Annotated in this window: 27 protein-coding genes; 8 read left to right on the top strand and 19 right to left on the bottom strand. The window is 59.6% G+C overall.

The genetic code is table 11. The features are described 5' to 3' along the window. Nucleotides 1-58: 58 nt before the first annotated feature. The 3 genes from ACN0VH_RS18365 to ACN0VH_RS18355 are packed head-to-tail and all read right to left on the bottom strand — an operon-like array spanning nucleotide 59 to nucleotide 2,968. The gene (locus ACN0VH_RS18365; RefSeq protein WP_278924156.1) at nucleotides 59-511 is read right to left on the bottom strand and encodes an HPr kinase/phosphorylase; all 453 of its coding nucleotides are present in this window, start codon (nucleotides 509-511) and stop codon (nucleotides 59-61) included. Nucleotides 512-514: 3 nt separating this feature from the next. After that, the gene (locus tag ACN0VH_RS18360) at nucleotides 515-2,230 is read right to left on the bottom strand and encodes a sensor histidine kinase (RefSeq protein ID WP_278924155.1); all 1,716 of its coding nucleotides are present in this window, start codon (nucleotides 2,228-2,230) and stop codon (nucleotides 515-517) included. Between the two features lie 33 nt (nucleotides 2,231-2,263). Beyond that, complete coding sequence (locus ACN0VH_RS18355; protein WP_278924154.1) at nucleotides 2,264-2,968, bottom strand: response regulator transcription factor; 705 nt, start codon at nucleotides 2,966-2,968, stop codon at nucleotides 2,264-2,266. A 355-nt stretch (nucleotides 2,969-3,323) separates the two neighbouring features. On the opposite strand from ACN0VH_RS18355, the gene ACN0VH_RS18350 reads away from it, so the two are divergent. Then, nucleotides 3,324-4,922 (top strand): phosphoenolpyruvate carboxykinase, encoded by a 1,599-nt coding sequence (locus ACN0VH_RS18350; protein ID WP_278924153.1) that lies wholly within the window; start codon nucleotides 3,324-3,326, stop codon nucleotides 4,920-4,922. Nucleotides 4,923-5,001: 79 nt separating this feature from the next. Here the strand turns inward: ACN0VH_RS18350 and dgt are convergent, their stop codons facing one another. The 3 genes from dgt to ACN0VH_RS18335 all read right to left on the bottom strand — a co-directional run bounded on the left by dgt (nucleotide 5,002) and on the right by ACN0VH_RS18335 (nucleotide 8,210). After that, entirely contained in the window at nucleotides 5,002-6,360 is a 1,359-nt protein-coding gene (dgt, locus tag ACN0VH_RS18345) for a dGTP triphosphohydrolase (RefSeq protein ID WP_417701786.1), read from the bottom strand. 107 nt (nucleotides 6,361-6,467) lie between these two features. Beyond that, nucleotides 6,468-7,364, bottom strand: a complete 897-nt coding sequence (locus ACN0VH_RS18340; RefSeq protein WP_417701770.1) for a cation diffusion facilitator family transporter — start codon at nucleotides 7,362-7,364, stop codon at nucleotides 6,468-6,470. Between the two features lie 66 nt (nucleotides 7,365-7,430). Then, complete coding sequence (locus ACN0VH_RS18335; RefSeq protein WP_417701768.1) at nucleotides 7,431-8,210, bottom strand: sulfite exporter TauE/SafE family protein; 780 nt, start codon at nucleotides 8,208-8,210, stop codon at nucleotides 7,431-7,433. A gap of 157 nt (nucleotides 8,211-8,367) precedes the next feature. Here ACN0VH_RS18335 and ACN0VH_RS18330 point away from each other — a divergent pair, with 157 nt between their 5' ends. After that, a complete protein-coding gene (locus ACN0VH_RS18330) occupies nucleotides 8,368-10,053 on the top strand; it encodes an acyl-CoA dehydrogenase family protein (RefSeq protein ID WP_278924150.1) in 1,686 nt (561 codons plus the stop codon). Between the two features lie 132 nt (nucleotides 10,054-10,185). Here the strand turns inward: ACN0VH_RS18330 and recO are convergent, their stop codons facing one another. From recO to folK, 12 genes are all read right to left on the bottom strand, one after another. Then, nucleotides 10,186-10,911 carry a DNA repair protein RecO gene (gene recO / locus ACN0VH_RS18325; protein ID WP_417701766.1) on the bottom strand — a complete coding sequence of 242 codons (726 nt, stop codon included), beginning with the start codon at nucleotides 10,909-10,911 and terminating at the stop codon, nucleotides 10,186-10,188. Between the two features lie 45 nt (nucleotides 10,912-10,956). Further along, a complete protein-coding gene (locus ACN0VH_RS18320) occupies nucleotides 10,957-11,286 on the bottom strand; it encodes a DUF1491 family protein (RefSeq protein ID WP_278924148.1) in 330 nt (109 codons plus the stop codon). After that, complete coding sequence (gene era, locus ACN0VH_RS18315) at nucleotides 11,283-12,191, bottom strand: GTPase Era (RefSeq protein WP_417701764.1); 909 nt, start codon at nucleotides 12,189-12,191, stop codon at nucleotides 11,283-11,285. The genes ACN0VH_RS18320 and era overlap by 4 nt, the downstream gene beginning before the upstream one ends. Continuing rightward, nucleotides 12,188-12,874: a ribonuclease III gene (gene rnc / locus ACN0VH_RS18310; protein WP_278924146.1), complete on the bottom strand. Its 687-nt coding sequence runs from the start codon at nucleotides 12,872-12,874 to the stop codon at nucleotides 12,188-12,190. Before rnc ends, era begins: the two co-directional genes overlap by 4 nt. Further along, nucleotides 12,871-13,707: a signal peptidase I gene (gene lepB, locus ACN0VH_RS18305; protein WP_417701761.1), complete on the bottom strand. Its 837-nt coding sequence runs from the start codon at nucleotides 13,705-13,707 to the stop codon at nucleotides 12,871-12,873. Before lepB ends, rnc begins: the two co-directional genes overlap by 4 nt. A 61-nt stretch (nucleotides 13,708-13,768) precedes the next feature. Then, on the bottom strand, nucleotides 13,769-14,200 hold the full coding sequence (gene acpS, locus ACN0VH_RS18300; protein WP_278924144.1) for a holo-ACP synthase: 432 nt from the start codon (nucleotides 14,198-14,200) through the stop codon (nucleotides 13,769-13,771). A gap of 4 nt (nucleotides 14,201-14,204) precedes the next feature. Beyond that, nucleotides 14,205-14,831 (bottom strand): LysE family translocator, encoded by a 627-nt coding sequence (locus ACN0VH_RS18295; RefSeq protein ID WP_278924143.1) that lies wholly within the window; start codon nucleotides 14,829-14,831, stop codon nucleotides 14,205-14,207. Next, nucleotides 14,828-15,574, bottom strand: a complete 747-nt coding sequence (locus tag ACN0VH_RS18290) for a pyridoxine 5'-phosphate synthase (protein ID WP_417701759.1) — start codon at nucleotides 15,572-15,574, stop codon at nucleotides 14,828-14,830. The genes ACN0VH_RS18295 and ACN0VH_RS18290 overlap by 4 nt, the downstream gene beginning before the upstream one ends. A 96-nt stretch (nucleotides 15,575-15,670) precedes the next feature. Continuing rightward, the gene (locus ACN0VH_RS18285; protein WP_278924141.1) at nucleotides 15,671-16,381 is read right to left on the bottom strand and encodes a DUF2062 domain-containing protein; all 711 of its coding nucleotides are present in this window, start codon (nucleotides 16,379-16,381) and stop codon (nucleotides 15,671-15,673) included. 32 nt (nucleotides 16,382-16,413) lie between these two features. Continuing rightward, nucleotides 16,414-18,546: a RelA/SpoT family protein gene (locus ACN0VH_RS18280; RefSeq protein ID WP_278924140.1), complete on the bottom strand. Its 2,133-nt coding sequence runs from the start codon at nucleotides 18,544-18,546 to the stop codon at nucleotides 16,414-16,416. A gap of 35 nt (nucleotides 18,547-18,581) precedes the next feature. Next, nucleotides 18,582-18,935: a DNA-directed RNA polymerase subunit omega gene (gene rpoZ / locus ACN0VH_RS18275; RefSeq protein WP_278924139.1), complete on the bottom strand. Its 354-nt coding sequence runs from the start codon at nucleotides 18,933-18,935 to the stop codon at nucleotides 18,582-18,584. A 72-nt stretch (nucleotides 18,936-19,007) separates the two neighbouring features. After that, complete coding sequence (gene folK / locus ACN0VH_RS18270; protein WP_417701756.1) at nucleotides 19,008-19,577, bottom strand: 2-amino-4-hydroxy-6-hydroxymethyldihydropteridine diphosphokinase; 570 nt, start codon at nucleotides 19,575-19,577, stop codon at nucleotides 19,008-19,010. 136 nt (nucleotides 19,578-19,713) lie between these two features. Between folK and ACN0VH_RS18265 the strand changes: the two genes are divergently transcribed. Continuing rightward, a complete protein-coding gene (locus ACN0VH_RS18265; protein WP_278924137.1) occupies nucleotides 19,714-20,289 on the top strand; it encodes a LabA-like NYN domain-containing protein in 576 nt (191 codons plus the stop codon). Nucleotides 20,290-20,499: 210 nt separating this feature from the next. Here the strand turns inward: ACN0VH_RS18265 and ACN0VH_RS18260 are convergent, their stop codons facing one another. Then, nucleotides 20,500-22,737 (bottom strand): ATP-binding protein, encoded by a 2,238-nt coding sequence (locus tag ACN0VH_RS18260; RefSeq protein ID WP_417701754.1) that lies wholly within the window; start codon nucleotides 22,735-22,737, stop codon nucleotides 20,500-20,502. A gap of 231 nt (nucleotides 22,738-22,968) precedes the next feature. Here ACN0VH_RS18260 and ispH point away from each other — a divergent pair, with 231 nt between their 5' ends. The 5 genes from ispH to ACN0VH_RS18235 all read left to right on the top strand — a co-directional run bounded on the left by ispH (nucleotide 22,969) and on the right by ACN0VH_RS18235 (nucleotide 26,443). Further along, a complete protein-coding gene (gene ispH, locus ACN0VH_RS18255) occupies nucleotides 22,969-23,943 on the top strand; it encodes a 4-hydroxy-3-methylbut-2-enyl diphosphate reductase (RefSeq protein WP_417701752.1) in 975 nt (324 codons plus the stop codon). A gap of 166 nt (nucleotides 23,944-24,109) precedes the next feature. Beyond that, entirely contained in the window at nucleotides 24,110-24,724 is a 615-nt protein-coding gene (locus ACN0VH_RS18250; RefSeq protein WP_417701750.1) for a LysE family translocator, read from the top strand. Between the two features lie 10 nt (nucleotides 24,725-24,734). Further along, nucleotides 24,735-25,328 (top strand): class I SAM-dependent DNA methyltransferase, encoded by a 594-nt coding sequence (locus ACN0VH_RS18245; RefSeq protein ID WP_278924173.1) that lies wholly within the window; start codon nucleotides 24,735-24,737, stop codon nucleotides 25,326-25,328. Continuing rightward, a complete protein-coding gene (gene rnhA, locus ACN0VH_RS18240) occupies nucleotides 25,321-25,788 on the top strand; it encodes a ribonuclease HI (RefSeq protein ID WP_278924133.1) in 468 nt (155 codons plus the stop codon). The genes ACN0VH_RS18245 and rnhA overlap by 8 nt, the downstream gene beginning before the upstream one ends. 31 nt (nucleotides 25,789-25,819) lie before the next feature. Further along, nucleotides 25,820-26,443, top strand: a complete 624-nt coding sequence (locus tag ACN0VH_RS18235) for a trimeric intracellular cation channel family protein (RefSeq protein WP_278924132.1) — start codon at nucleotides 25,820-25,822, stop codon at nucleotides 26,441-26,443. Nucleotides 26,444-26,451: the final 8 nt, after the last annotated feature.

Below are 26,451 nucleotides of genomic sequence, written 5' to 3'. Positions count from 1 at the left end.
CTCCACATTTGGCAACCAGGTCAAAGTGAACAAACGCCACCGTTTCCAGCGAGAGAGGCTATTCAGGCTTTGCATCAGGGTCCAGCACTCCGGATTTGAGGTATTGCAGCAAGGCGGCGGCAAAATAGGCGCCCTCCAGCCGGTGAAACACCACTATATCCTGGCCCAAAACTCTTTCAAACCGCTGAACCGGCAGGCGTGCCTCTTCCAGATGATCAAGATCTACGATCGCACAGATCTCCGCCTGCGGCAGTGCCTCAGCACGCAGGATACCAAAGCCGCGCGCCTCTATCATGCCACGCAGCGCTACAGGGGCACGAGCCAGGACCAGCCCCTTTTCTTGCCAGAGCTGCACACGGTCATCTGCCACCAGATCGGCGCCATAGCCCATCAACTGCAACGCCAGGGCGGATTTTCCACAGCCCGATGCGCCCCGGATCAAAACTCCGCGCCCTGCAAGCGCCACACAGCTGGCATGCAGGGTCAGGCGGGCGGGCTGTTCCGCGCTCACGGATCAGACGGGCAGACCAACAACAAATCGCGCCCCCAGCGGTTGTGACGTGATATCGGCTTCGGTGGGGCGAATATTTTCTGCCCAGACCACACCGCCATGTGCTTCGACAATCTGCTTGGAAATCGCCAACCCAAGGCCGGAGTTATTGCCAAAATGCTCATCCGGGCGTTGCGAGTAGAAGCGCTTGAAGATCTTTGCCAGCGCCTGTTCGGGGATGCCGGGGCCGGTGTCTTCGACCACAATCAGAACCCGGTTGTCGCGGCGGCGCGCCCAGACCCGGATGGCATCGCCTTCTTCGCAGAACGAAATCGCGTTGGTGATCAGATTGACAAAGACCTGTGCCAGACGCGCCTCCAGCCCCTGGATCATCACCGGGCGCTGCGGCAGGTCGGTGATATAGTCGATCCGCTTGGCACGGGCATCCTCGCCCAGATACTGGTTCAGGTTGGTCAGCATCTGCAGCAGGTCGAATTCTTCCTCTTCCTCTTTCACCAGTTCGGCATCCAGACGTGAGGCATTGGAGATATCGCTGACCAGGCGATCCAGTCGGCGCACGTCATGTTCAATGACCTCCAGCAGCTTTTCGCGCTGATCATCCCGTTTGACCATCCGCAGGGTGCCCACCGCCGATTGCAGGCTGGCCAGCGGGTTCTTGATCTCATGCGCGACATCTGCGGCAAATTGTTCGTTGCTGTCGATCCGGCTGTACAGCGCCTTGACCATGCCACGCAGCGCCCGGCTCAACCGGCCGATTTCGTCGGGGCGGGCGGATAGATCTGGAATGCGGATCCGACCTGACTGGGCCCGCCGCGCATCGCGGTCACGCCCCAGTTCCGCCGCTTCAGCCAGATCAGCCAATGGATTGGCAATGGTCGAGGCCAGCACCAGGCTCAGCCCGATAGAGACCAGCAGAGCGATGATGAAGATCTGCAAGACCCGCTCACGCTCGCCGCGCACCAGCGCATCGATTTCACCTGCTGGCGAAGCCAGCGCCACCGCGCCGATCGCCGTTCCATTGCTCAGGATTGGGGCCACGGCGGAAAAGATGGTCCCTCCGCTCGTATCTACCACCACGTTGATCTTTGCGGTGCCGGACAAGGATTGTTGCGCCTGTTGGCGCAACTGATCCTGCATTGGTTGCGTTTGCGCAGTCTCAGAGGGTTGCGATTGAAACACCGAACCAATCGCCGACCACAGCGCCGAAAGATTATCGGAGATCAGGGTGCGGCTCTTTGCGCCCTCGTTCAACGAATTCAGTGTATCGGGGCGGTTGACCCCAGTGACCTGAGCCACCAGCACGCCAGAGGTATCAAAGACAAAGGCCTCTACCCCGCCGCGCAGGGTCAAGGCTGTCAGCGTCTGTTCAACGTCGATGCCGTCTCCGGTTGTCAGGCTGACCGCCCCAGAGGAAGGCAGCACTGCTTCAAACACATCCGCGATCAACGAGACCTCGGCCACCAGCGCACCTGCGCGCTGCTTGACCAGGCTTTGGCGTGAAGAATTGAGATACAGGATCCCTGCGACCAGAATGATCAGGGCAATCAGGTTGAAGGTGATGATCTTGCGTGTCAGCGGCGATCCCTTCAGCGAGAAAAAGCCCCGGCGCGCCCGCTTCACCTGCATTTCCGCCGCAACAGTCTGATCCGGCGATACCCAATCGTCGCCCAGTACCACATCGCCATCTTGCTGACGTCCTGTCAGACCAGTGTCACGCATTGCTGCACGCCTCCCTGGATGGGGCCGCTGGCCCTATTCTTCATTGTAGCGATAGCCGATCCCATAGAGGGTCTCGATCGCCGCAAAATCGCCATCCGCCGTGCGCATCTTTTTACGCAGCCGTTTGATGTGGCTATCAATGGTGCGGTCATCCACATAGACCTGATCGTCATAGGCCACATCCATCAGTTGATCCCGGCTTTTGACGAACCCGGGGCGCTGAGCCAGCGCCTGCAGCAACAGGAACTCGGTCACAGTCAGCGAAACATCCTTGCCCTTCCAACTCACCGCGTGGCGCAGCGGATCCATCCGAAGATCACCACGGTCCATGACCTTGGTCTCCGGTGCTTCCGTGCCAGCTTCGTCACTCTTGAGCGCATCTTGACGCCGCAGCAGGGTACGAATGCGTTCCACCAGCAGACGCTGTGAAAAGGGTTTCTTGACGTAGTCATCCGCCCCCATGCGCAGACCAAGCACCTCGTCGATTTCATCATCCTTGGAGGTGAGAAAGATCACCGGCATCTGGGTTTTCTGGCGCAGCCGCTGCAACAGGTCCATGCCATCCATACGCGGCATTTTTATATCAAGCACCGCCATATCCGGCAGCTTCTTGTTAAAGGCATCCAGCGCGGCCTGCCCGTCATTGTAGGTCTCGACCTCAAACCCTTCGGCCTCTAGCGTCATCGCCACAGAGGTCAAAATGTTGCGGTCATCATCCACCAAAGCAATCTTCGACATCGGATCTGCCCCTAAATCTGCTCTTTATATCGCCTGAATTTTTCATCCTTCATCGCCCGTCTGGCAGAGCGAATCAATCCCCATTGGCGAATCGGGGCGATCTTTGGGCACAATTAGGGCAAAAATGTCTTATCATCCGCTGAACGGCGACCGGCGACTGGGCATCGTCAGGAATGGTTGCGCTAAACTCCGCCTTGATGGCGCTAACTGCGCCAAACCGTCCTGTTCAGTCACAGAAACCTCATGTTATGACCCGTTCAACCGGTATCGCCACCGGCGTTTTTGCCCCGATTTGCCTTGGGGCGCAGCTTTTAATGTATGCGGCTGGGCGCAGCCGCCACAGGAGAGAGAACACATGGCATCTGGACGGGTTAACCCGAATTTCCGCCTCGAGGATCAAGGTATCGAGGGTCTGGGCAATGTCCATTACAACCTCATGGAGCCCGCCCTGGTTGAGGCCGCTCTAAAGCGCGACGAAGGCACTCTGGGCAAGGGCGGCGCGTTCCTTGTGACCACCGGCAAGTTCACCGGCCGTTCCCCCAAGGATAAACACGTCGTAAAATCTGACAGCGTCGTTGATACCATCTGGTGGGAAAACAACGCCGAGATGTCGCCCGAAGGCTTTGACAATCTCTATGTCGATATGCTGGAGCATATGAAGGGTGGCGACTACCACGTGCAGGATCTGGTTGGCGGTGCCGATGCCAAACATTCGATCAATGTGCGCATGGTCACCGAACTGGCCTGGCACGGGCTGTTCATCCGCACCATGCTGCGTCGCCCCGAGCGCGAAGACCTGAATGATTTTGTTGCCGATTTCACCGTCATCAACTGCCCCAGCTTTCAGGCCGATCCCAAGCGCCACGATTGCCGGTCGGAAACCGTGATCGCGATGAACTTTGATCGCAAGCTCATCCTGATCGGTGGCACCGAATATGCCGGCGAGAACAAGAAATCCGTCTTCACCCTGCTGAACTATCTGCTGCCGGAAAAAGGCATCATGCCGATGCACTGTTCCGCCAACCATGCCAAAGATAACCCGGTTGATACAGCCGTGTTCTTTGGCCTGTCCGGCACCGGCAAGACCACCCTGTCGGCCGACCCCGATCGCGTGTTGATCGGCGATGACGAACATGGCTGGGCCGACACGGGCACCTTCAACTTTGAAGGCGGCTGCTACGCCAAGACCATCAGCCTCAACCCAGAGGCCGAGCCAGAGATCTACGCGACCACCTCCAAATTTGGCACCGTGATCGAAAACATGGTTTTCGACCCCGAGACCAAAGAGCTGGATTTTGAAGACGACAGCCTGACCGCCAACATGCGCTGCGCCTATCCGCTGCACTATATCTCCAATGCTTCGAGCACCGCGCTTGGTGGCCACCCCAAGAACATCATCATGCTGACCTGTGATGCCTTTGGCGTGCTGCCCCCCATTGCCCGCCTGACCCCGGCGCAGGCGATGTATCACTTCCTGTCTGGTTTCACCTCCAAGGTGGCTGGCACCGAACGCGGCGTGACCGAGCCAGAGCCGACTTTCTCTACCTGCTTTGGTGCTCCCTTCATGCCCCGCCGCCCCGAGGTTTATGGCAATCTGCTGCGTGAGAAGATCGCACAACACGGTGCCACCTGCTGGCTGGTGAATACCGGCTGGACCGGTGGGGCCTATGGCGTTGGCTCGCGGATGCCGATCCGTGCCACCCGTGGGCTGCTGACGGCCGCGCTTGAAGGCACCCTGGCCGAGGTTGAATTCCGCAAGGACAGCAACTTTGGCTTTGACGTGCCAGTCTCGGCGCCCGGCGTTGCCGAAGTCCTGCTGGACCCCCGCCGCACCTGGGACGATCAGGCCGCCTATGACAAACAGGCTGCCAAGCTGGTGCAGATGTTCTCGGACAACTTTGAACAATACCTGCCCTATATCGACGACGACGTAAAAGCCGCCGCGATCAGCTAAGGCCTGCATCACCGCAGAAATGGAAAACCCGGCCAGTGGCCGGGTTTTTTATCTATCATGCTCTGATTTGGAGGCGGTTTCAGATCCGCCCTGCCACCATGTCCCGCACCTTCACCGCATAGCGGTCGGTCATGCCGGATACAAAATCCGCCAGGCTATGCATCGCCGAATATTCGTCCGTAATGCCGCGCAGATCCAGATCTACCGCCCGCACCAATTTGGCCCAATAGCCATGGTCCGCCAGAAACGCCTCAACATCCCAATCACAGGCGCGCAGGTCGCCATATAGCCCATGGAAGTGATCCAGCAGCGCAAAGATCACCTGACGCCCGGCAATCTCCAGCTCGGTCTTGCGCCGCGCCGTAAAGATCCGTGCGTTTGAAATCTCTTTCATCTGGTCAAAGGCCTCCGCCTTGGAGGAGACCTCCATCAGACCCTCGTTGAACTCACCAGCCATAATGGCATCGTAGTTGTCCATAAAGGCGGCAACCGCAGAAATGATCGCCTGATGGATGGCGCTGGCCCGGCGCATCGCCACAATTTCGCGCGCCGTCATCGCCGCATCATCTGCGCGGTTGGGCTTACCTGCGACATCTTCCAGACAGGTGATCACCTGCCGGGTAGTCAGATCGCCCACCGTGGCGGCGTCTTCCAGATCCAGGATCCGGTAACAGATGTCATCTGCCGCCTCGACCAGAAAGGCCAGCGGGTGGCGCCGCCAGTATTTGCCCGGCCCGGCGCCGTCACTGCGCAGCCCCGTTGCCTCGGCCACCTCGGCAAACAATGCCGCCTCTGACTCAAAGACACCAAATTTCTTGAGCCCCACATAGCCCCCGTTGCTGGCCTGTCGCGCCAGTTTCTGTGCCTCGGCGGTGCAGGGGTATTTCATAAATGCCGCAAGGGTCGCATAGGACAGGCGCATGCCGCCGTCACGCCGCGCCATTTCCAAGCTCGCTGCGATGCGAAAGCCCTGAGCATTGCCCTCAAAGGCCTCAAACTCCGCCTGCTGGGCCTGTGGGATCGCCCCGGCCATCCCTGTTTCTGCTTGAAACTGCTGGGCGAACCATTGGCCGATGCTGTCTTCACCAGAGTGGCCAAAGGGCGGATTGCCAATGTCATGCACCAGACAGGCCGCCTGAACCGTGCCGGCAATCACTTCGCGCTGTGCCTCTGTGATATGGCCCTGCTCCAACATGGCCTGCCCCGCCAGCACCCCAAGCGAGCGCCCTGCACTGGCTGTCTCCAGCGAGTGGATCATCCGGTGGTGCACATGGTCATGCTCATAGAGCGGATGCACCTGGGTCTTTTGCGCCAGCCGACGAAAGGGCTCTGAGAACAGGATGCGATCATAATCTTGCAGATAGGCCGGGCGGCCGGGGGCCTCGGGGAAATCCGGACGGCACAGACGCCCCGCATTCAACAACCTGTCCCATTGCATCGTCATTTTTCCTGCCCCTGTCTGCACAAACCTGTGCTGCGCTTAAACGGGAGCGCGCGTCAGAATGCAAATGCTTCGCTCAGCCTTCCTGCACCGGACAGGGCAGCTTATCCCGGCGCGATGCCCGAAGGCTCCAGCTTGTGCTCTGGCTCGACATGGATGGTGACCAGGGCTTCGGGGAAATCCACCTGGATCGCCTCTTCGATGCGATCACAGATCGCATGCGAGGCCTGCACCGTCATCGTGCCCTCAACCACCATGTGACATTCCACAAACAATGCCACCCCTGCGCGGCGAGTCTTGAGCCCATGTACCTGCAGGGCCCCCACCGCAGCATGGTGCAGCAGGTCTTCGATGCGGCTGCGCTCTTCCTCGGGGGCGGCGGAATCCATCAGGCCATTCACCGATGACGCCACAACACCGTAGCCTTCGCGCAGGATGTTCACCGCCACCAAGAGCGCGAGCAGCGGGTCAAGCACCGCCCAGCCCGTCACCAGCGCCAGCCCCAGCCCAAGCAGCACCCCTACCGAGGTCCAGACGTCGCTCATCAGATGGCGCCCGCCTGCGGTCAGCGCCGGAGAGTTCAACCGACCGCCACGCGACACCAGCAGCCGCGCCCAAAGCAGGTTCACCACCAGCGCCAGCCCATTGACCAAAAGCCCAGCACGCCCCCAATCCTGCGGCGAGCCAAGGTTGCCAAGCGCCTGCACCGACTGCTGCACAATCAGCAAGGCGGCAATGATGATCATGATCCCTTCCAGCACAGCCGAAAAATATTCCGCCTTGTAGTGGCCAAAGGGGTGGCCTGCATCGGCTGGGCGTTTGGCATAGTGCACTGCAATCCAGGCCATCACCGCACCGCCCACGTTCACCAGGGATTCCAACGCATCCGAAAACAGCGCTACCGAATCTGTCAGTCGCCAGGCCACCAGTTTCAGCCCCAGCACCAGAAGCGCGATAAGGATCGTCCCCAGAGCCAGCCGTTCCGCATTCATCGCTTGCATCTCAATTCCTGCTGCCACGCGCGCATGGCGCAGGCATATCCAATTGCACCGCGTCTTATTGCGGCCTTACCCCATCAACCCGCGCCGCACCAGATTAAGCCCGGCCACCAACAACACAATAAGCGTGGCCTGTTTGAACAGCTTCTGGTCGATCCGATCATGCAGCCGCCCACCGATCCACATGCCCATCACAGCCGGCAGAACCAGAAGGATAGAAAACGGCAGGGTTTCGCTGCGAATGACACCAGACCCGATATGGGCCAGAAACAGGGTCACCGCCCCAATGCCATAAATCACGCCCTGCACCCGGATCTGCTCGCTCTTTTCCAGGTTCAGCGCCGTCAGATATGCCACCGTCGGCGGCCCCCAGACACCAGAAACACCGCCCACCATCCCGGCAAAGGCCCCCACCATGATCTCCACACGCGGGGTCGGCTTGGCCAGGGTCAGCGCCAACCCCAACAGCTGCAGCAGCACAAACAAGGTAACCGGCACCCCAATCAACAGAAACATCACCTGTTGCGGCAGAATGCGTACCGTTTGCGCGCTTAGCAGCAGGCAGAACAGCACCGCCAGCAGAAAGATCCAAAACCGCTTGAGCGAGGCAAAGGCCGCCCCGACCCCCTGACGCAGCGCCTGCATCCCATTGGTCACCAGCGTCGGCAGAATCAGCCCCGCCAGCGCCAGCTCTGGTGCCAGAAACAGGCTAAGACCTGAGACCAGGATCATCGGCAATGCAAAGCCCACCATGCCCTTGACGGTGCCGGCAAAGAGCGCAATCGCAAAGGCAATCGCCAAATCTGTCGGCTCAATCGCCGAGAAAATAAGAGAGAAAAACTGTTCCATGGCTCTGCCTATCACCCCCAAGATGCAGAGAGAACAGCCCGGCCAAGTTAAATGCGCTCACGCAATTATTGATCATAATGCCGCATTGCGGCGTATTTTTGTTGCGCTGCGCCTGCAAAGTGATTTACCACCAAGCCAGCAAGAAGGACGTGATTCAATGGCTCATGACGGACAGGACCTGCAAATGAAACCTATTGTGCTCCCCGATCTCCTGGCGCTCACCGGCGCGGCGATCATTCCGCTTGAGGGCCTACTGGAAGCGGCGCAGGATTCCGTGCGCAGGCTTGTCAGCCAAGACGGCCGCGTTTCGGGCCAATTGATCGAGGCCAACCAGACCGCCGCCCACGGGCTGTCCTGGCTTGCCACCTATGTCTACAGCCTGCGGCAGATGCAGCAATGGGCCGACAAACTGCAAAAGGATGGCGGCTTTGGCGAGATGGAGCAGCTGATCCACCAGATCGCCTTTGGTGAATACCTGGCCCAGGTGCAGGGCGGTATCCAGATGAACCAGGGTGAAATCCTGCGGCTGCAGGATCTTGGTCTTGGTCAGGATGCCCTTGCTACACTGCGGACTGATGCCGTGGCGGCCCTCAGCGATGGCGGCAACACCCAGGCCGCCCGCTCGCGTCTGGCAGAACTGATGCAGGATCAGTCCGGCGCCACCCTGTTTGGCGCCTCGGGTCTGGAAGAAGAGCTGGAAATGATCCGCGATCAGTTCCGCCGCTATGCCTCGGACAAGGTCGAGCCCCACGCCCATGACTGGCACCTGAAGGATGAGCTGATCCCGATGGAGGTCATCGAAGAGCTGGCCGAGATGGGCGTCTTTGGCCTGACCATCCCGGAAGAATTTGGCGGCTTCGGTCTCTCCAAGGCCTCGATGGTTGTGGTCTCCGAAGAGCTGTCGCGCGGCTACATCGGTGTGGGCTCTCTTGCCACCCGCTCGGAAATCGCTGCTGAGCTGATCCTTTGTGGCGGCACGGATGAACAGAAAGAGCAGTGGCTGCCCAAGATCGCCAGCGCCGAGATCCTGCCGACGGCTGTTTTCACCGAGCCAAACACCGGTTCCGACCTTGGCTCGTTGCGCACCCGTGCGGTGAAAAACGCGGCGGGCGACTATGAGGTCACCGGCAACAAGACCTGGATCACCCATGCGGCCCGCACCCATGTGATGACCCTGCTGGCGCGCACCGACCCCGACACCACCGATCACCGGGGCCTGTCGATGTTCCTGGCGGAAAAAACCCCCGGCACCGATGCAGAGCCCTTCCCCACCCCCGGCATGACCGGCGGCGAGATCGAGGTACTGGGCTATCGCGGCATGAAAGAATACGAACTGGGCTTTGACGGCTTTGCGGTCAAACAGGCCAACCTCTTGGGCGGTGTCGAAGGCAAGGGCTTCAAACAGCTGATGGAGACCTTTGAGAGCGCCCGGATCCAGACGGCGGCCCGCGCCATTGGCGTGGCGCAATCAGCGCTGGATATCGCGATGCAATACGCCCAGGATCGCAAACAGTTCGGCAAAAGCCTGATCGAGTTTCCCCGCGTTTCCGGCAAGCTGGCGATGATGGCGGTCGAAATCATGGTGGCGCGTCAATTGACCTATTTCTCCGCCTGGGAAAAGGACAACGGCCACCGCTGCGACCTAGAGGCCGGGATGGCCAAGCTGCTGGGCGCCCGCGTCGCCTGGGCGGCGGCCGACAACGGTTTGCAGATCCACGGCGGCAACGGTTTTGCGCTGGAATACAAGATCAGCCGGGTGCTCTGTGATGCGCGCATCCTCAATATCTTTGAAGGTGCAGCAGAGATTCAGGCCCAGGTGATCGCCCGCCGCCTGCTCGCCTGATCCGCACCACCCCTGGCACCAATCCAGAGAGGCCCGGCCAATATTTTCCATTGGTCGGGCCTCTTCTTGCGCCAAGCGTCATGCCCCCCTGAAAGCACCCCCAAGGGCGGCGCAGGGCGGCCACGGCATCACCTAAAAACGGCGGGCAAAGGCATCCATGAACCGGCCACGCGCCTCTGGCAGCGGGCGGTTGCCAAGGCTGGGGGCCAGATGCATTTCCAGAAAATATCCGGTGGTGCGCAGCCCCTGCGCCACCTCATGATCCGGGCCTGTCCCCTCGCCGCGCAGCACAGGGGGCAGCGGCAGCAGCCGGTTCACCCATTGCCCGGCATCCTGACGCGACACCGCCCGCCCGGTCTTGGGCGAGATATAGGCCAGATCTTCATTGCGGCCAGAGACGGCGCAGGCGCTCAGATCCAGGCCAAACCCCATGGTCTCTAACAGGGTCATTTCCCATTTCAGATAGGCCAGCGGCCAGAGATCATCCTGGCCCAGCAGATCCAAGAGCTGCTCTGTTTGCTTGTAAAGATCACGGTAGGGTGCCCGTTCCGGCAGGCAGAACCCCAACAGCCCCGCCACCGCATTCAGCCCCGCCAAAGCCAGACGCCCCGACAGGGCCGCCGCTACGCGACTGCGCAGGGGTTCCGCCTGATAACTGCCGAGATGATCCTCTAGCCGGGCCCGCCACAACAGATCCAGCTGGGCACCCGGTTGCAGCACCGGCGCTTTCTTGCGGCTGGCACCGCCATGCACGATCCCTGCGTGGCGGCCATGGTCTTCGGTGAACACATCGATGATGACAGCCGTCTCGCCGTGACGGCGACAGCTCAGAAGGATGCCATGGTCACGCCATTCCACCGATCACACCCTCCGTATCGCAACTCTATCTGACCGCCCTGCGGCCTACTCCAGCCCCGGCTCATCCAACAGGTGGCGGCCAGCCCGGTCTTCGACCTCGATCACCCAAAGATCGGGATCAAATTCCTGCTGGCGGCGAATGGCGGCATCGACATCAGCCTCTACTCCGCTGGCATGTTCCACCCATTTGCGTGCGCCGCTCATCAGATCATAGGAGCGATGAAAGCTCTGGGCCTGGCCATTCAGCGTATTGAGCTTGACCAGCACCGCCCCCGCCGTGTCATCACCATGGGCGGTGACAAAGGCCGGAATGCCAACGCCACGCAGACGCGCCAGATAGGCATGCACCCAAAAGTCTGCGGTCAGACGGGTCATTCGTTTCCGTCTTTGAAATCCAGCCCCATTTCCGAATAGCGCTCGGACTCTTCCAGCCAGTTGGGGCGCACCTTGACCTGCAGGAACAGATGCACCTTGCGGCCCAGAAATTCCGTCAGCTCTTCTCGGGCGGCCTGGGAAACGGCTTTGATCGTCTCGCCACGCTTGCCCAGCACGATGCCCTTGTGACCATCACGGACCACATAGATGACCTGATCCACCTTGGCAGAGCCATCCTTGCGCTCTTCCCAGTTTTCGGTTTCCACCGTCATCTGATAGGGCAGTTCCTGATGCAGCCGCAGGGTCAGTTTCTCGCGGGTCATTTCCGCCGCGATCATCCGCATCGGCAGATCCGAGATCTGGTCCTCAGGATAGAGCAAGGGGCCTTCAGGCAGTTCACCCGCCAGCCAGAGCCGCAGCGTATCCACCCCGTGACCACGTTCTGCCGAGATAAGGAAGGTCTCGTCAAAACCATACCGGTCATTCAGATCTTTGGTGAGACCAAGCAGGACCTCGGATTGCACCCGGTCAATCTTGTTGATCACCAGCGCCACCTTCCGCCCCTTGCCCAGCTCCGCGAGCCCCTCAAGAATACGTTCAACGCCTTCAGTGACGCCACGAGTGGCCTCAATCAGCAGCATCACAACATCTGCATCGGCAGCACCACCCCAGGCCGCTGCCACCATGGCGCGATCAAGCCTGCGGCGCGGTTGAAACAGGCCGGGCGTGTCAACAAAAACGATCTGGCTGTCGCCCTCCATCACAATACCGCGCACACGGGTGCGGGTGGTCTGAACCTTGTGGGTCACGATTGAAACCTTGGCCCCGACCATACGGTTCAAGAGGGTGGATTTGCCCGCGTTGGGCTCTCCGATCAGGGCGACGAAACCGGCGCGTGTTGTCATGTTTTTTGCTCCAAACGTGCCAAGAGCGCCTTGGCTGCGGCCTGTTCTGCGAGCCGTTTTGACCCTGCAACGGCGCGTTCTTCGGTGCCATCTTCCAGCCGGACGGCAATGGTAAAGATGGGTTGGTGATCCGGGCCTTCGCGCGCCACCTGTACATAGTCGGGCGGCGATTGGCGCCGTGCCTGAACATATTCCTGCAGGGCGGTTTTGGCATCGCGGGCATCCGCTTCGACCTGATGCACCCGCGCCCCCCAGAGCCGCAAGATCATCTGCTGCGCCACCTCAAAACCTGCGTCCTTGTAGACGGCCGCAATCACCGCCTCCATGCCGTCGCCCAAGAGCGCCAGCTTGCGCCGCCCGCCTGACATCATTTCAGATCGGCCCAGCTTCAGCACCTCGCCCAGACCGATCTCGCGGGCGACATCGGCGCAGGCCTCTTTGCGCACCAGCGCATTGAACCGCGGTGCCAGCTGACCCTCGCTGGCCAGTTTGTCCTGGTCCAGCAAGGCCGTCGCCATGACCAAGCCTAGCACACGGTCGCCCAGAAATTCCAACCGCTGATTGTCCTTGCGATTGGGCGATGAAACCGAAGGATGGGTCAAGGCACGCACCAAGAGTTCGGGGCGGGTGAACTCATGCCCGATCCGCTGTTCAAAGGCGCGCATTTCTTTCGATAGTTTCACACGATCCCCTTGAAATAGCGGTCGCTGCGCCAAGTCCAGAAAAACAGCATGGAGCGGCCAGCAGACGAGAACATGATGCGATCAGCCCGACCTATCAGGTTTTCCAGCGGCACAAAGCCAACGCCTCCGGCGGTCTGTGCCAGGCGGCTATCGCTGGAATTATCGCGGTTGTCGCCCATAAAGAAGAAATGCCCCTCGGGTACCTTATAGACGCCGGTGTGGTCGGCCGATTGATTACCAATATTCAGGATCGCATGCTGGCGGCCACCGGGCAGGGTTTCGATCTGACGTGACTTCAGGCAGTTCGCGCCCTGACCAACCGGTTGATTTTCACATCGCGGGAAAGAGCCCTGCGGCCCCTGCGGCGCCATGGCTTCCTCAAAATTGCCAGCATCCTCCAGGCCGACTGCGGTGTCATTGATGAACAAGACGCCGTTTTTCACCTGAATGCTGTCACCGGGCAGGCCGATCAGCCGCTTGATGAAATCCGTGCCGGTGACCGGGTGACGAAACACCACCACATCGCCGCGTTCGGGATCGCTGCCCAGAAAGCGGGTATTGTCGCCTCCCAGAAAGCCACAGACATCTTCGGCATCAATATCTAGCCCAATGGCCCCAATGCGGACACTGGGGCAAGAGGCGTAGGAATAGCCATAGGCCATCTTGTTAACGAAGAGGAAATCACCAATGAGCAGCGTTTCCTTCATCGACCCGGACGGGATCCAGAAGGGCTGGAAAAACAGGGTCCGAAAGACCCCTGCAATCAACAGGGCGTAAACAATGGTCTTTACCGTCTCGAGGATCGATTGGCCGGCGCTAGATTTTGCCGTCATCAGGCTCTCCAGGGTATAAATAAAAGGGTCCGGCGCTACATGAGGGCGCAGGGGGCGCGAGTCAAGCGCCACCATCCGTTTCAACGGGCTGTGCGGCAATTGGATAGGCCTCGATCACCACAAAGGCTTGGGCCCAGGGGTGATCATCTGTCAAGGTCACATGGATCACCGCGCTATGGCCCGGTGGCGTCATCTTGGCTAGGCGCTCTTCTGCCCATCCCGTGACAGCCATAACTGGCTGCCCGGTGGCAAGGTTGCTCACCGCCATGTCTTTCCAGGCGATCCCCATGCGCAGCCCCGTCCCCAGTGCCTTGGAGCAGGCCTCTTTTGCGGCCCAGCGTTTGGCATAGGTGCCTGCCACATCGCGGCGGTTTTCAGCCTTGCGCTGTTCGACCTCGGTAAAGACCCGATTGCGGAAACGATCGCCAAAACGGTCCAGAGTGCGCTGGATGCGTTCGATATTGGCAAGATCTGTTCCGACGCCAAGGATCATGGCGCTATCCGTCCAATCGCGCCGTCAGGATCTTGAGGCTAGCGAAGCCAAAAAAGCCGGAAAAACCCAGCTCAAACCAGCGCTTCATCCGCATGTAGGTCTCGACCACACCAGGGGTAGAGAACAGGAAGGCATAGCCGATGAAGATCAGGATCGAGCCCGAGTAGAGAAAAGCAAAGAGGCCAAAAACCTCCGCTGGAGCGGAGCCTGCTGGTAGCACCAGCGAGTAGATCGAGGCCCAGGACAGGATGGCCTTGGGGTTTGTCAGGTGAATCAGCGCGCCTTTGCTGAAGATCTGCCAAGCCGTGCCCCCATAGGCCCGCTGAGATATCGGCGCGTTTGGTGTCAGGGCCGAGCCCAGGGATTTCACCGCCAGGAACAACAGATAGCCCGCGCCGCAATAGCGTAGAATCTCAAAGATCCAGGCATTGGCCAGCATCAGGGCGCTGAGACCCGCCGCCGCCGCCACCCCCCAACAGGCCGAACCAAAGAGGATGCCAAATGAGAAAATCACCCCGGCGCGACGACCGGTATTCATTGAGGTGCCCGCAATGGAAAGCGTCGCCGGGCCCGGACTGCCGCCTGCCAGCACCCATGCCAGCCACAGGGCGGCCCATTCCGGACCAATCATGCCCGCGCCTCCCCCATCTTGCGGCGCATTTCGGCCAGGGCCGCAGGCAGGCCGACAAACATCGCCTCGCCCATCAGGAAATGGCCAATGTTCAACTCCTTTACCTCTGGCAGCGCCGCGATTGGGCCGACGCTTTCGTAGGTCAGACCATGGCCAACATGCACTTCCAGCCCTAGGCCATGGGCATAGGCCGCCATCTCGGTAATCTTGGCCAATTCGGCATCGCGTTCATCCCAACGCCCCTCGGCCCAGGCATCGGCATAGGCACCGGCGTGCAGTTCTATCACCGGGGCGCCGATGCGGTGGCTGGCCTCGACCTGCGATTTTTCGGCGCCGATGAACATTGACACCCGGCTGCCCGCATCCCGCAGCGGCGTAATATATTCGGCCAGCGCTATATCATTGCCCGCCACATCCAGCCCGCCTTCGGTGGTGCGTTCTTCGCGCTTTTCCGGCACCAGGCAAACCGCGTGGGGTTTATGACGCAGAGCAATCGCCTGCATTTCCGACGTTGCAGCCATTTCAAAATTCAGCGGGATGCGCAGCGCGGCCATCAAGCCATCGATATCGGCATCCACAATATGGCGGCGGTCTTCTCGCAGGTGGGCAGTGATCCCATCGGCCCCCGCGTTCTGCGCCAGAAGGGCGGCGCGCACCGGATCGGGATTGTCACCGCCACGGGCATTCCGCACCGTGGCCACGTGGTCGATATTTACACCCAATCGCAGCGTATTCTGGCCCATGTCTTTTATCCCGTGATCTGTCGTGAAATCGTCTCTGACACGCGCAAGATTAGACGGCATACCGCCGAGGGCAACCCCTGCCCCTTGCCAAGCGCGCTATTTTACCTTGCAAACCCGCGGCAAGTTTCGCTTTGGCTTGCGCTTTGCAGGCTCTACCACCGGGGCAACACCGCTGCTTTCGCGCTCGGCACGCTTTTTGATGGCGTCAAACTTGGCCTTGATACGCGAGCGACGGTGCTGCTGATAGGCACGGATCACCGGCAGGCTAAGCATGTAGCAGATCGTCGCAGTGATCACGCCAGGCACAATACCGCCAACCAGATAGGGAAAGAACACCTCGTCGTAGAACAGGTGCAACCCATCCCAATCGGCAGGCTGATCATAAAACAGCGCAAACAGGTTGTCTTTCAGATCCTTGCCCGCATCAATGAATTTCCCCACCAGAGAGGTCTCTAGCTCGCCGTTGAATTCGGTGCCCAGCATCCAGTGGCCTGTCTGCAGCGCCGCGATGCCAATGGGCACATAGGTCAGCGGGTTACCAAAAAAGGTACCACTCAGCGCGGCAAGGATATTGCCATTGATCAAGCGGGCGATAAGGGCGGCGACAACAAAATGCATCGCATAGAACGGGGTAAAGGTGGTGAAGACCCCGGCCCAGACGCCACGGGCAATGCGTTCAGGCGAATCTGGCAGGCGGCGGACCCGGTGCTTCACGTATAGAAACGCCCGCTTCCAGCCCCCACGGGGCCAGATGAAATCCGCAACCGCCCGAAGGAGCGAGCGTCTATCACGGCGCCTGAATACCAAAGCCCTGCGTCCTTCCTCGTTTCAACCGCGCCCTATCCCGAAATCTGGCGCGTCTCCGGTTTTTCCCGGAAGCGCGCGACCTCGGCAACATCGCTCTCGGCTTCCAATGTCAGCATCAGCGAATGCAGCTGTTCCACATCCCTCAGCTCGACATTTATCATCAGTCGGTAAAAGTCTGGTTTCCGATCTGAAAATTCAAGATTGGAAATATTGGCCTTCTTCTCGCCAATCAATGTGCAAATTCGTCCCAGGACACCGGCATCATTGCCAATGGTCAGCTCCAGCGAGACACCATAGGCCGCGGCATGGGTGCCACTGTGCCAATGCACATCCATCCAGCGCTCGGGCTGGCTCTCGAAGGAGACCAAACGGTCGCAATCAGCCGCATGCACCACAACCCCGCGGCCGCGGTAGGTGATACCGATGATGCGCTCTCCGGGAAGCGGCTGACAGCAGGGCGCGCGTTCAAAGCTCTGCCCGGCCTCCAGGCCGATGACCGCCCGCCGAGGGGACACCACCTCGCCTTCTTGCAGGGTAAGCTCGGGATAGACTGCCTGCACCACGTCATGGGTGGTGATTTCTGCCGCCCCAAGCTGCGCCAGCAGTTCATTCACCGTATCAATCCGCAGCGCCCGCGCTGCTGTTTCCAGCGCCTTGTCGGTGGCCTTGCGTTCCACATGCTCAAAGGCAGACCGCGCGAGTTCCCGCCCCAGTTTCACAAAACGCGCCCGATCAGCTTCGCGCAGCGCGCGGCGAATGGCGGTGCGCGCCTTACCAGTGGTGGCGATTTCCAGCCAGCTTACCTGCGGGCTTTGGCCTTCGGCGGTGATCACCTCGACCGATTGGCCATTGCGGATCCGCGTCCACAGCGGCACCCGGATACCATCAATCTTGGCGCCAACGCAGGCATGACCGATGCGGGTATGGATGGCATAGGCAAAATCAATCGGCGTCGCGCCCTTGGGCAGTTTGGTCACGTCCCCCTTTGGGGTAAAACAGAACACCTGATCGGAATACATCTCCAGCTTGACCGCCTCGAGGAATTCATCGTGGTCTTCCTCGGCATCAAACTGTTCGGTCAGCGAGGCAATCCATTTTGCCGGATCCACCGCAAAGGGGTTCTGCGAGCGCACGCCATCACGATATGACCAATGGGCCGCAACCCCGGTTTCCGCCACATCATGCATCTGCCGGGTGCGAATCTGCACCTCTACCCGTTTGCCATCGCGCCCCGACACGGTGGTATGTATCGAGCGGTAGCCGTTGGATTTTGGCTGGCTGATATAGTCCTTGAACCGCCCCGGCACCGCCCGCCAGCGCTGATGGATACAACCAAGCGCGCGATAGCTGTCTTCTTCACACTGGGTAATCACCCGAAAACCGTAGATATCTGAAAGCCGCGAAAACCCCTGATCCTTGGCCTGCATCTTGCGCCAGATCGAATAGGGTTTCTTGGCCCGGCCAAAGACTTCGGCCTCAATCCCGGCCTTGTCCAGTTCGGCGCGCATATCGCCGGTGATCCGATGGATCACATCACCAGTTTCACGCTGCAGGGTGACAAAACGGCGGATGATCGACTGGCGGCCCTCTGGGTTCAGCACCTTGAAGGCCAGGTCTTCCAGTTCTTCGCGCATCCACTGCATACCCATACGGCCCGCAAGCGGCGCGTAGATATCCATGGTTTCGCGGGCCTTCTGCGCCTGCTTTTCCGGGCGCATCGCCTTGATGGTGCGCATATTGTGCAGCCGGTCGGCCAGCTTGACCAGAATGACCCGCAAGTCCTTGGACATGGCCATAAACAGTTTGCGGAAATTTTCCGCCTGTTTTGTCTCGCGGCTGGACAGTTGCAGGTTGGTCAGCTTGGTGACGCCATCGACCAGTTCCGCTACCTCATCGCCAAAGCGCGCGGCCACCTCTTCATAAGAGGCCTTGGTATCTTCGATGGTGTCATGCAGCAGCGCGGTGATGATGGTGGCATCATCCAGGCGCTGTTCGGTCAACAGGGCGGCAACCGCTACGGGATGTGTAAAATAGCGTTCACCAGAATGGCGAAACTGCCCATGGTGCATCTCTTCGCCATAGGCAAAGGCCTCTGCGATCTTATCTGCATTGGTCTTGGGGTTGTAGTTGCGGACCAGGGCGATCAGGTCTTCAGGAGTAATCATATCCGGTCCGCAGCCTCAGATCGGGAGTGCCGATATCAGCCCTGCCCCTGGGCCTCCATGAGGGCACGCAGCAGTTTTTCTTCTGACATATCGTCATCGGCTGGCTTGTCGTTTTCAGCGCCCATCAGCAGAGCCATCGAATCTTCTTCTGGCTCGTCGACTTCGATCTGATGTTGGTTGTTTTCGATCAGACGTTCCCGCAGATCATCCGCGCGCTGGGTCTCTTCTGCGATTTCGCGCAGCGACACGACTGGGTTCTTGTCATTGTCACGCTCAACCGTGAGCGCTGCCCCGGCGGCGATTTCACGGGCACGATGGGCCGCCAGCATGACCAACTCAAAGCGGTTTGGTACTTTATCTACGCAGTCTTCAACCGTTACGCGGGCCATAGGCGACTCTCCAAAATCAGTGTGGGTCCGGAAGAGCGACTTTTACGCCCTAATCTTTTTGTTGACAAGCGACTAAAGCGGCTGAACCGCCTCTAGATCGGATTTTGGCAGTGCCGCACAGAGTTCTGACGCTGTTTTACCCAGTACGGGGTGGCGCCAATCCGGGCAAACATCACACATTGGCACCAAAACAAAGGCCCGGTCCTGCAATCGGGGATGCGGGAGAATCAGTTCCGGCGGCGTCTGACGCATCTGTAGTTCCAACGGCAAATCAAGCCAGTGCTGGTACTCGGACGGGCTTGGAAGCACAGAATCGCCGCAGGCAATCAGATCCAGATCCAGGGTCCGCATTCCCCAGCGCTGCTCCCGCTCACGTGAAAATTTTTGCTCAACCGCCTGTAATTGGTGCATTAAAGATGTAGGTTTTAGGTTCGTATCCAGCACAAGTGCCGCGTTGACATAGTCGGGTCCCGCCCCTGCTGGAAAACAAGGTGTTTGAAAAAGCCGGGAAACTTGACATATTTCCCCCATAGAGGGAGTAATTTCTTCAATTGCAGCCAATAGTATTTCGTGCGGCAACATTCCGCCCAAAGGTAAGTTACCACCCAGTGCAATGATCGCTTTTCGACGTGAAATGGTCACTTTTGACCCCATTTAGGAAACCCGGTATACTTGAAGCAGGTGCCAAAGTACTTACAATATGTCCACCCGTTTCGCCGCATCAAATCCACTCACGGACTATTTGGCGCAAGCGGATTTACCAGAAGGACACTTTAGGATGTTTTACAAAGACGAACGGCTTGCGCTGTTCATAGACGGTTCGAATCTCTACGCTGCCGCCAAGGCGTTGGGTTTTGATATCGACTACAAGCTTTTGCGCCAGGAATTTATGCGCCGAGGAAAGATGCTGCGGGCCTTTTATTATACGGCTCTGCTCGAAAATGATGAATATTCCCCCATCCGTCCGCTTGTTGATTGGCTGCATTACAATGGCTTCACCATGGTGACCAAGCCGGCCAAGGAATACACCGACAGCATGGGCCGCCGCAAAGTCAAAGGCAATATGGATATCGAGCTGGCCGTGGATGCCATGGAACTGGCACCACACGTGGATCACATCGTGCTGTTTTCGGGCGATGGGGATTTCCGCCCGCTGATCGCCAGCCTGCAGCGCCAGGGGGTGCGGGTCTCTGTGGTTTCGACCATTCGTAGCCAGCCGCCGATGATCTCGGATGAACTGCGCCGCCAGGCCGATAATTTCATCGAACTGGAAGAGCTGAAAGATGTCATCGGTCGTCCACCGCGAGAGTATGCCTCTGATACGCGGCCTGTTGCTGCCGCGCCAAGCACCTAGACAGACCCGCTGGTGCCGCAATCAGGGGTGCCAGAACGACCTGAAGATAACACTGTGTGTGCGGCATCAGCCTTGGTGAAGCCTCAAGCTATATCTCCCAAAGGCCCTCGACCCGCCACACTCACCCCGGGCGTGTTTAGGGCCTTTTTGGCAGGATCTCCCTCTTCCCGAAGCGACGCGGCCTAGGCCCGGATCATACCCGAGAGAAGATTATCCTCTGTGGCCAATCGCCCAGCGCCGTGTTTCATCGCTGACATTCGGCGTCGGGAGCTGCTGGCGGATCACAGCCTCCAATCCGGCGATTGTCACCGGTTTTGACACGAAGGCATCCATGCCTTCTGCCAGACATTTTTCGATCTCTGCTTCCTGCGCATTCGCCGTCACCGCCACGATGGGCGTGTGGCGCAGGCCCTGCTCTGCCTCGATCTTACGAATGGCGCGGGTCAGCTCGAACCCGTCCATTACCGGCATCTGGCAATCCGCCAGAATCATATCATACCGCCCCTTGGTCCAGGCCGAGAGGCATTCTGCCCCATCGCGCGTCAGTGTCGCCTCGCAGTTCAGCAGCGCCAGTTGGCTCTCGATCACTGCGCGGTTGATTTCATTGTCTTCGGCAACCAGAATGCGCCCACCCGGCAGGTCCTGCGTAACTGGCGGGGATGCCACATGGGGCCTGGATCCGGTCTGCTGATGACCCCGCCCTGACAGCACGTCCAGTGCCTCCCAGAAGTCACTGGGAAGCACTGGATCGGATTGAACAACCACCCAGTCAGAGCTTATCCGTTCCTGCTGCATTGCATCCCCAGCGCTAAACTCCAGAATCTTTAGATCCGGCAGCTCTTTTTGAAGGCGTGTGCGGCACCAGGCATCCTGCTGACCCCCATCTTCCGGGACTGGTAATACAAAGATTGCCGCCCCCCCGACCAGCCGCGCCTGCGCCAGCCATTCATCCCGGCTTGCCACCCATTTCAAGTCACAGTCCGCAGCCAGAACATAGGCAGGCCAGCCACAGTCCTGTCCCGCCACCGGCATCATCGCGATCACTTTGGTACCTGCCAACCGAGGCGCCTTGATCGGCCCCGACGGCTCTTGCACTGGCAGACGCACAGTAAAGCGGCTTCCCTCACCTAGGTTGCTATCAACCGAAATCGTGCCGCCCATCTTGGCCACCAACTGCTGTACGATCGTCAAACCCAGGCCATTGCCTTTGATCATCCGCTTGGACGTCATCGCAGAGCGTTCAAACGGCGCAAAGATCGCCTCTTGGACCTCTGGTTCGATGCCGATACCATTGTCTTCGATCAGGAAATCTATCCAGCCCGGCTTGCGGATTTCAACGCGAAGCCCAACCCTGCCCTCATCCTCGCCTTCCATTGGTTCGGAAAACTTGATTGCATTGCCCAGCAGGTTAAGCAGGATCTGACGCAGCCGCCCCGCATCCCCCTTTAGCGTATCCGGCAAATCCGCCTGAACAGAAAGCGACAGGGCCACCTGCATCTGGCGTGCATGCGGGCGCAGGGTGGCCGTCGCCCCTTCGATCAGCGGCAGCAGGCGCATCGGTGCCTCAAACAGTTCCATCTTGCCGGCCTCGATCCGGGACACATCCAGAATATCGTCGATGATCCACAACAACGAGTTCGAAGACTCCTGAATGGTATTCAAAATGCGCCGCTGCTCTGGCGACAGCTCCGTGCGGCCCAGCACCTCTACCATGCCAAGAACCCCGTTCATCGGGGTGCGGATTTCATGGCTCATCGCGGCCAGAAAGTCGCTCTTGGCCTGGTTCGCCTTGGCTTCATCCTGATGCGCGTCGAGCAGATCATCGCTATAGCTTTCAGCCATACGACCGAAGGCCATCATTTCAACGATGAAGATTGTGAAAATCGTGACCAGAATCCCCCCAGACAGATAGGATGCGGAAATCTCATCATCCAGCACCGGCGGGCCAAAATAGTCGTGCCCCAGATAGCGGATTAACAGCCAGCAGGACAGGGCACTTGCCAGCAACAGATAGATCGCCGTTTTTTCGCGCCGCATGGAAAAGGTCATGAAAGGCCCCCCCAACAGGACGGCAAAAAAGAACTCTGCATTGCTGTTCTCTGGCATGGAAAACACCGCTCCCATCACCGCCACCAGACTAATCAGATACCACAGCACGCGCGCCAGCAGGGTATACCGGGTCTGGAGCAGGATCAGCGCGACAACGCAGCCGGTGATGGCCACCGCCGCGTTGAACACCACGATAGGCGCACCCATGAAAAATCCGACAGAAATCCAGGCGATGGCGAGCGCGATAACCGCTCTGCAGGTTATCCTCACCGTGCGAAACCGGCGCTCCATGGTGACCTGATACTGGCGATCCATGAATTTCTGCTTGCTGGTACTGGTGCCTTTGCCGACCTGGCTCACCTCTTCCGGCACACAGCTTGCTAACGTCTCGTCAACCATACGAAATACTCTCAACCAATTCTCAGGGCGGGCCCAGACTTAATGCAGCCCAGAATCGGCCGTTAATCGACCATGAACCAGAGCCGTTAAAATAATCCTTTTCTTCTGATCAAGTGCGGCATCCCAACCTAGCCCTGCGCCTGAGACCCGCCAGCCCCGCGCATTAAACTGCCGCCACAAGACTGGACCTTGCGGCGGCAACGCCTTACCTCTGCCCACAAGGAGACGCCGATGACCAAACCTGCCCTCACCCTCTATCTGGCCGCGCCGCGCGGTTTCTGCGCCGGTGTGGACCGCGCCATCAAGATTGTGGAACTGGCGCTCGAAAAATGGGGCGCCCCGGTCTATGTGCGCCACGAGATCGTGCACAATAAGTTTGTCGTCGATGGGCTGCGGGCCAAGGGCGCGGTCTTTGTCGAAGAGCTGGAAGAATGCCCCGAAGACCGGCCGGTCATCTTTTCTGCCCACGGGGTGCCCAAATCCGTGCCCGCCGCCGCCGAAGCGCGCCAGATGGTCTATGTCGATGCCACCTGCCCGCTGGTCAGCAAGGTGCATATCGAAGCCCAGCGCCATGCGGAACAGGGGCTGCAAATGATCATGATCGGCCACAAGGGCCACCCTGAAACCATCGGCACCATGGGCCAGCTGCCTGCGGGCGAGGTGCTTTTGGTGGAAACCCCCGAAGATGTGGCTGAAGTGCAGGTGCGCGACCCGCAGCGTCTGGCCTATGTGACCCAGACCACCCTCTCGGTGGATGACACCAAGGGCATCGTTGCCGCCCTCGAAGCGCGCTTTCCGGCCATTATCGGCCCCCACAAGGAAGATATCTGCTACGCCACCACCAATCGGCAAGAGGCCGTGAAGGCCGTAGCGCCCAAATCTGACGCCATGCTGGTTGTCGGCGCGCCCAATTCTTCCAACTCTCGGCGTTTGGTCGAGGTTGGCGCCAAGGCGGGCTGCCAGTACACCCAACTGGTGCAGCGGGCTGAAAACATCGACTGGCGCGCCCTGGAAGGGATCTCAAGCATTGCCATCACCGCCGGGGCCTCGGCGCCAGAGCTGCTGGTGAATGAAGTGATCGACGCCTTTCGCACCCGGTTTGATGTCTCGGTCGAGGTGGTCGAAACTGCGGTGGAACGCGTTGAATTCAAGGTGCCGCGGGTGTTGCGTCAATCAGCTGACACATCGATCACCCCCTCGGCATAACCCGCCCAGCGCCGTCCATACCTGCCTGCATGCGCGCCTGGCCTTGCTGCGGGCGCGCAGGATCGTGAAGGCTTTTGTGCCCCCGCCGGTTTACGGCTGCGCCGCTTGCACCTAGGCTGCACCCAATGCCCGATTGGCCAAACGCGCATCGCAAAGGGATATACTGATGATTTCGACACAGTTTCTGATGACCGCCCTTGTGGTTGTTCTGGCCCCCGGCACTGGCGTTCTCTACACGCTTGCACTGGGGCTTGGCCAAGGGGCGCGCGCCGCAATCTGGGCCGCCCTGGGCTGCACCCTTGGCATCCTGCCCCATCTCACCGCTGCGACGCTGGGGCTGGCTGCGGTACTGCACAGCTCGGCGGTCTTGTTTCAGATCGTCAAAACCCTTGGGGTGCTTTACCTGCTTTATCTGGCCTGGCAGGCCCTGCGCGCAGGCGGAGCGCTCAGCATCACCTCGGAGGCCAAGCCGCAAGCACGCCTGCGCATTGCCCAACGCGGTGCCCTGATCAATATCCTCAACCCAAAACTGTCGATCTTCTTTCTGGCACTCTTGCCGCCGTTTCTGTCGGGGGATCCCGCATCCGCGACACTTGAAATGGGCGCGATGGGCGCGGTCTTCATGGCGCTCACCTTTGTGGTCTTTGTGCTCTATGGGGTCTTTGCCGCCCAGGCCCGGCAATTTGTGCTTGGCTCTGAAACCGTGGTGACCTGGCTCAACCGGGGGTTTGCCGCCATTTTTGCCGGTCTTGCCACCCGCCTGGCCCTGGAACGCGCCTAGAGGTCCGATGATGAGCGATCCCGAAACCCTGCAGATCTATGACACCCGCGCAGCGGATTATGCCGCCAGGAATCGCGATCATCTGTTGCAGGATCCGCGCCTGCAGAGCTTCATTGCTGCCTGCCCCACAGGCGGGCGCGTGCTGGATCTTGGCTGTGGCCCCGGCACCTCTGCCCTGGTGATGGCCAAGGCGGGATTGCGGGCAGATGCCATGGATGCCTCGCGCGAAATGGTTGCGCTGGCCAATGCCCAAGACGGCGTCACCGCCTGGCAGGCAACCTTTTGCGACCTCGCACAAGACGCCATCTATGATGGGGTCTGGGCCAACTTCAGCCTGTTGCACGCCCCGCGCCAGGACCTGCCGCTGCATCTGGCAGCGATAAAGTGCAGCCTCAAACCCAAAGGTGCCTTTTATATCGCGCTGAAGCTGGGTAAGGGCGAGGCCCGCGACACCCTGGGGCGGCTTTATACCTACTACAAGGAAGATGAATTGAAAAATCTGCTCAAGACTGCCGGTTTTACCGTGCTGGATTGTTCTTATGGCAAGGGCGAAGGCCTGGACGGCAAGATGGCCCGCTGGATTTCGGTGGCGACCCATGGCTAAACTTTATGCCTATACCGATGGTGCCTGTTCCGGCAATCCCGGCCCCGGAGGCTGGGGTGCGCTGTTGCGGGCCATGGACGGCGATACCGTGGTCAAAGAAAAAGAACTGAAGGGCGGCGAGGCCAATACCACCAACAACCGGATGGAGCTTTTGGCGGCCATCAATGCGCTGGAAAGCCTGGACCGGCCCTCGACGCTGACCGTGGTGACCGACAGCAACTATGTGAAAAACGGCATCACCGGCTGGATTTTTGGCTGGAAGAAGAACGGCTGGAAGAATGCCGCCAAAAAGCCGGTGAAAAACGTCGAGCTTTGGCAGCGCCTTGATGCCGCCCAAAACCGCCACCAGGTCACCTGGGAATGGGTCAAGGGCCACGCAGGCCACCCCGAGAACGAACGCGCGGATGAGCTCGCCCGCGCGGGCATGGCCCCCTTCAAAAAGAGCAAATCAAAAGCATGACTGGCGCGACAGGGATCCGGGAGAGACAGCCATGACCCTGGTCACCCTGCTGGATTACGCCTCGGTTCTGGTCTTTGCCCTGACCGGGGCGCTGGTGGCCAGCCGGGCGCAGCTGGATATCGTCGGTTTTGCCTTCATTTCCTGCCTGACGGCGGTGGGCGGCGGCACGGTACGGGATTTGTTGCTGAACCGCGATCAGGTGTTTTGGGTCGGTGATCCCAATTTCATTCTGCTGGCATCCGGTGCGGCGGTGGTGGTATTCTTCACCGCCCATCTTGTCGAAAGCCGCCTGCGCTGGGTGATCTGGCTGGACAGTTTTGCCCTTGCTATCGCGGTATCTGCCGGCACTGGCGCGGCCCTGTCGATGGGCAAACCCGCCGTCATCGTCGTCTTGATGGGCATGGCCACCGGGAGCCTTGGCGGTTTGATGCGTGATGTGGTGGTGGGCGAGGTCCCCCTGGTGCTGAAACAAGGCGAGCTATACATCAGCTGCGCCATGATCGGGGCCATTGTCGCCGTTGCCGCAATTTCACTTGGCATCACATCGGGGCTGGCGCTTATTCTCTGCGCAGGCGTGTGCTGGGGGTTGCGGGCGGGCTCTATCGCTTTTGGCTGGCATCTACCTGTCTACAAAAGCCGCCCACCGCGCAGCTAGGCCAGGCC

Origin of the sequence: Pseudophaeobacter sp., from assembly GCF_048267565.1 — a bacterium.
GTDB lineage: Bacteria > Pseudomonadota > Alphaproteobacteria > Rhodobacterales > Rhodobacteraceae > Pseudophaeobacter > Pseudophaeobacter profundi.
Note: the sequence above shows the minus strand (reverse complement) of the source record. Positions and strands in the feature narration are given on the sequence as shown.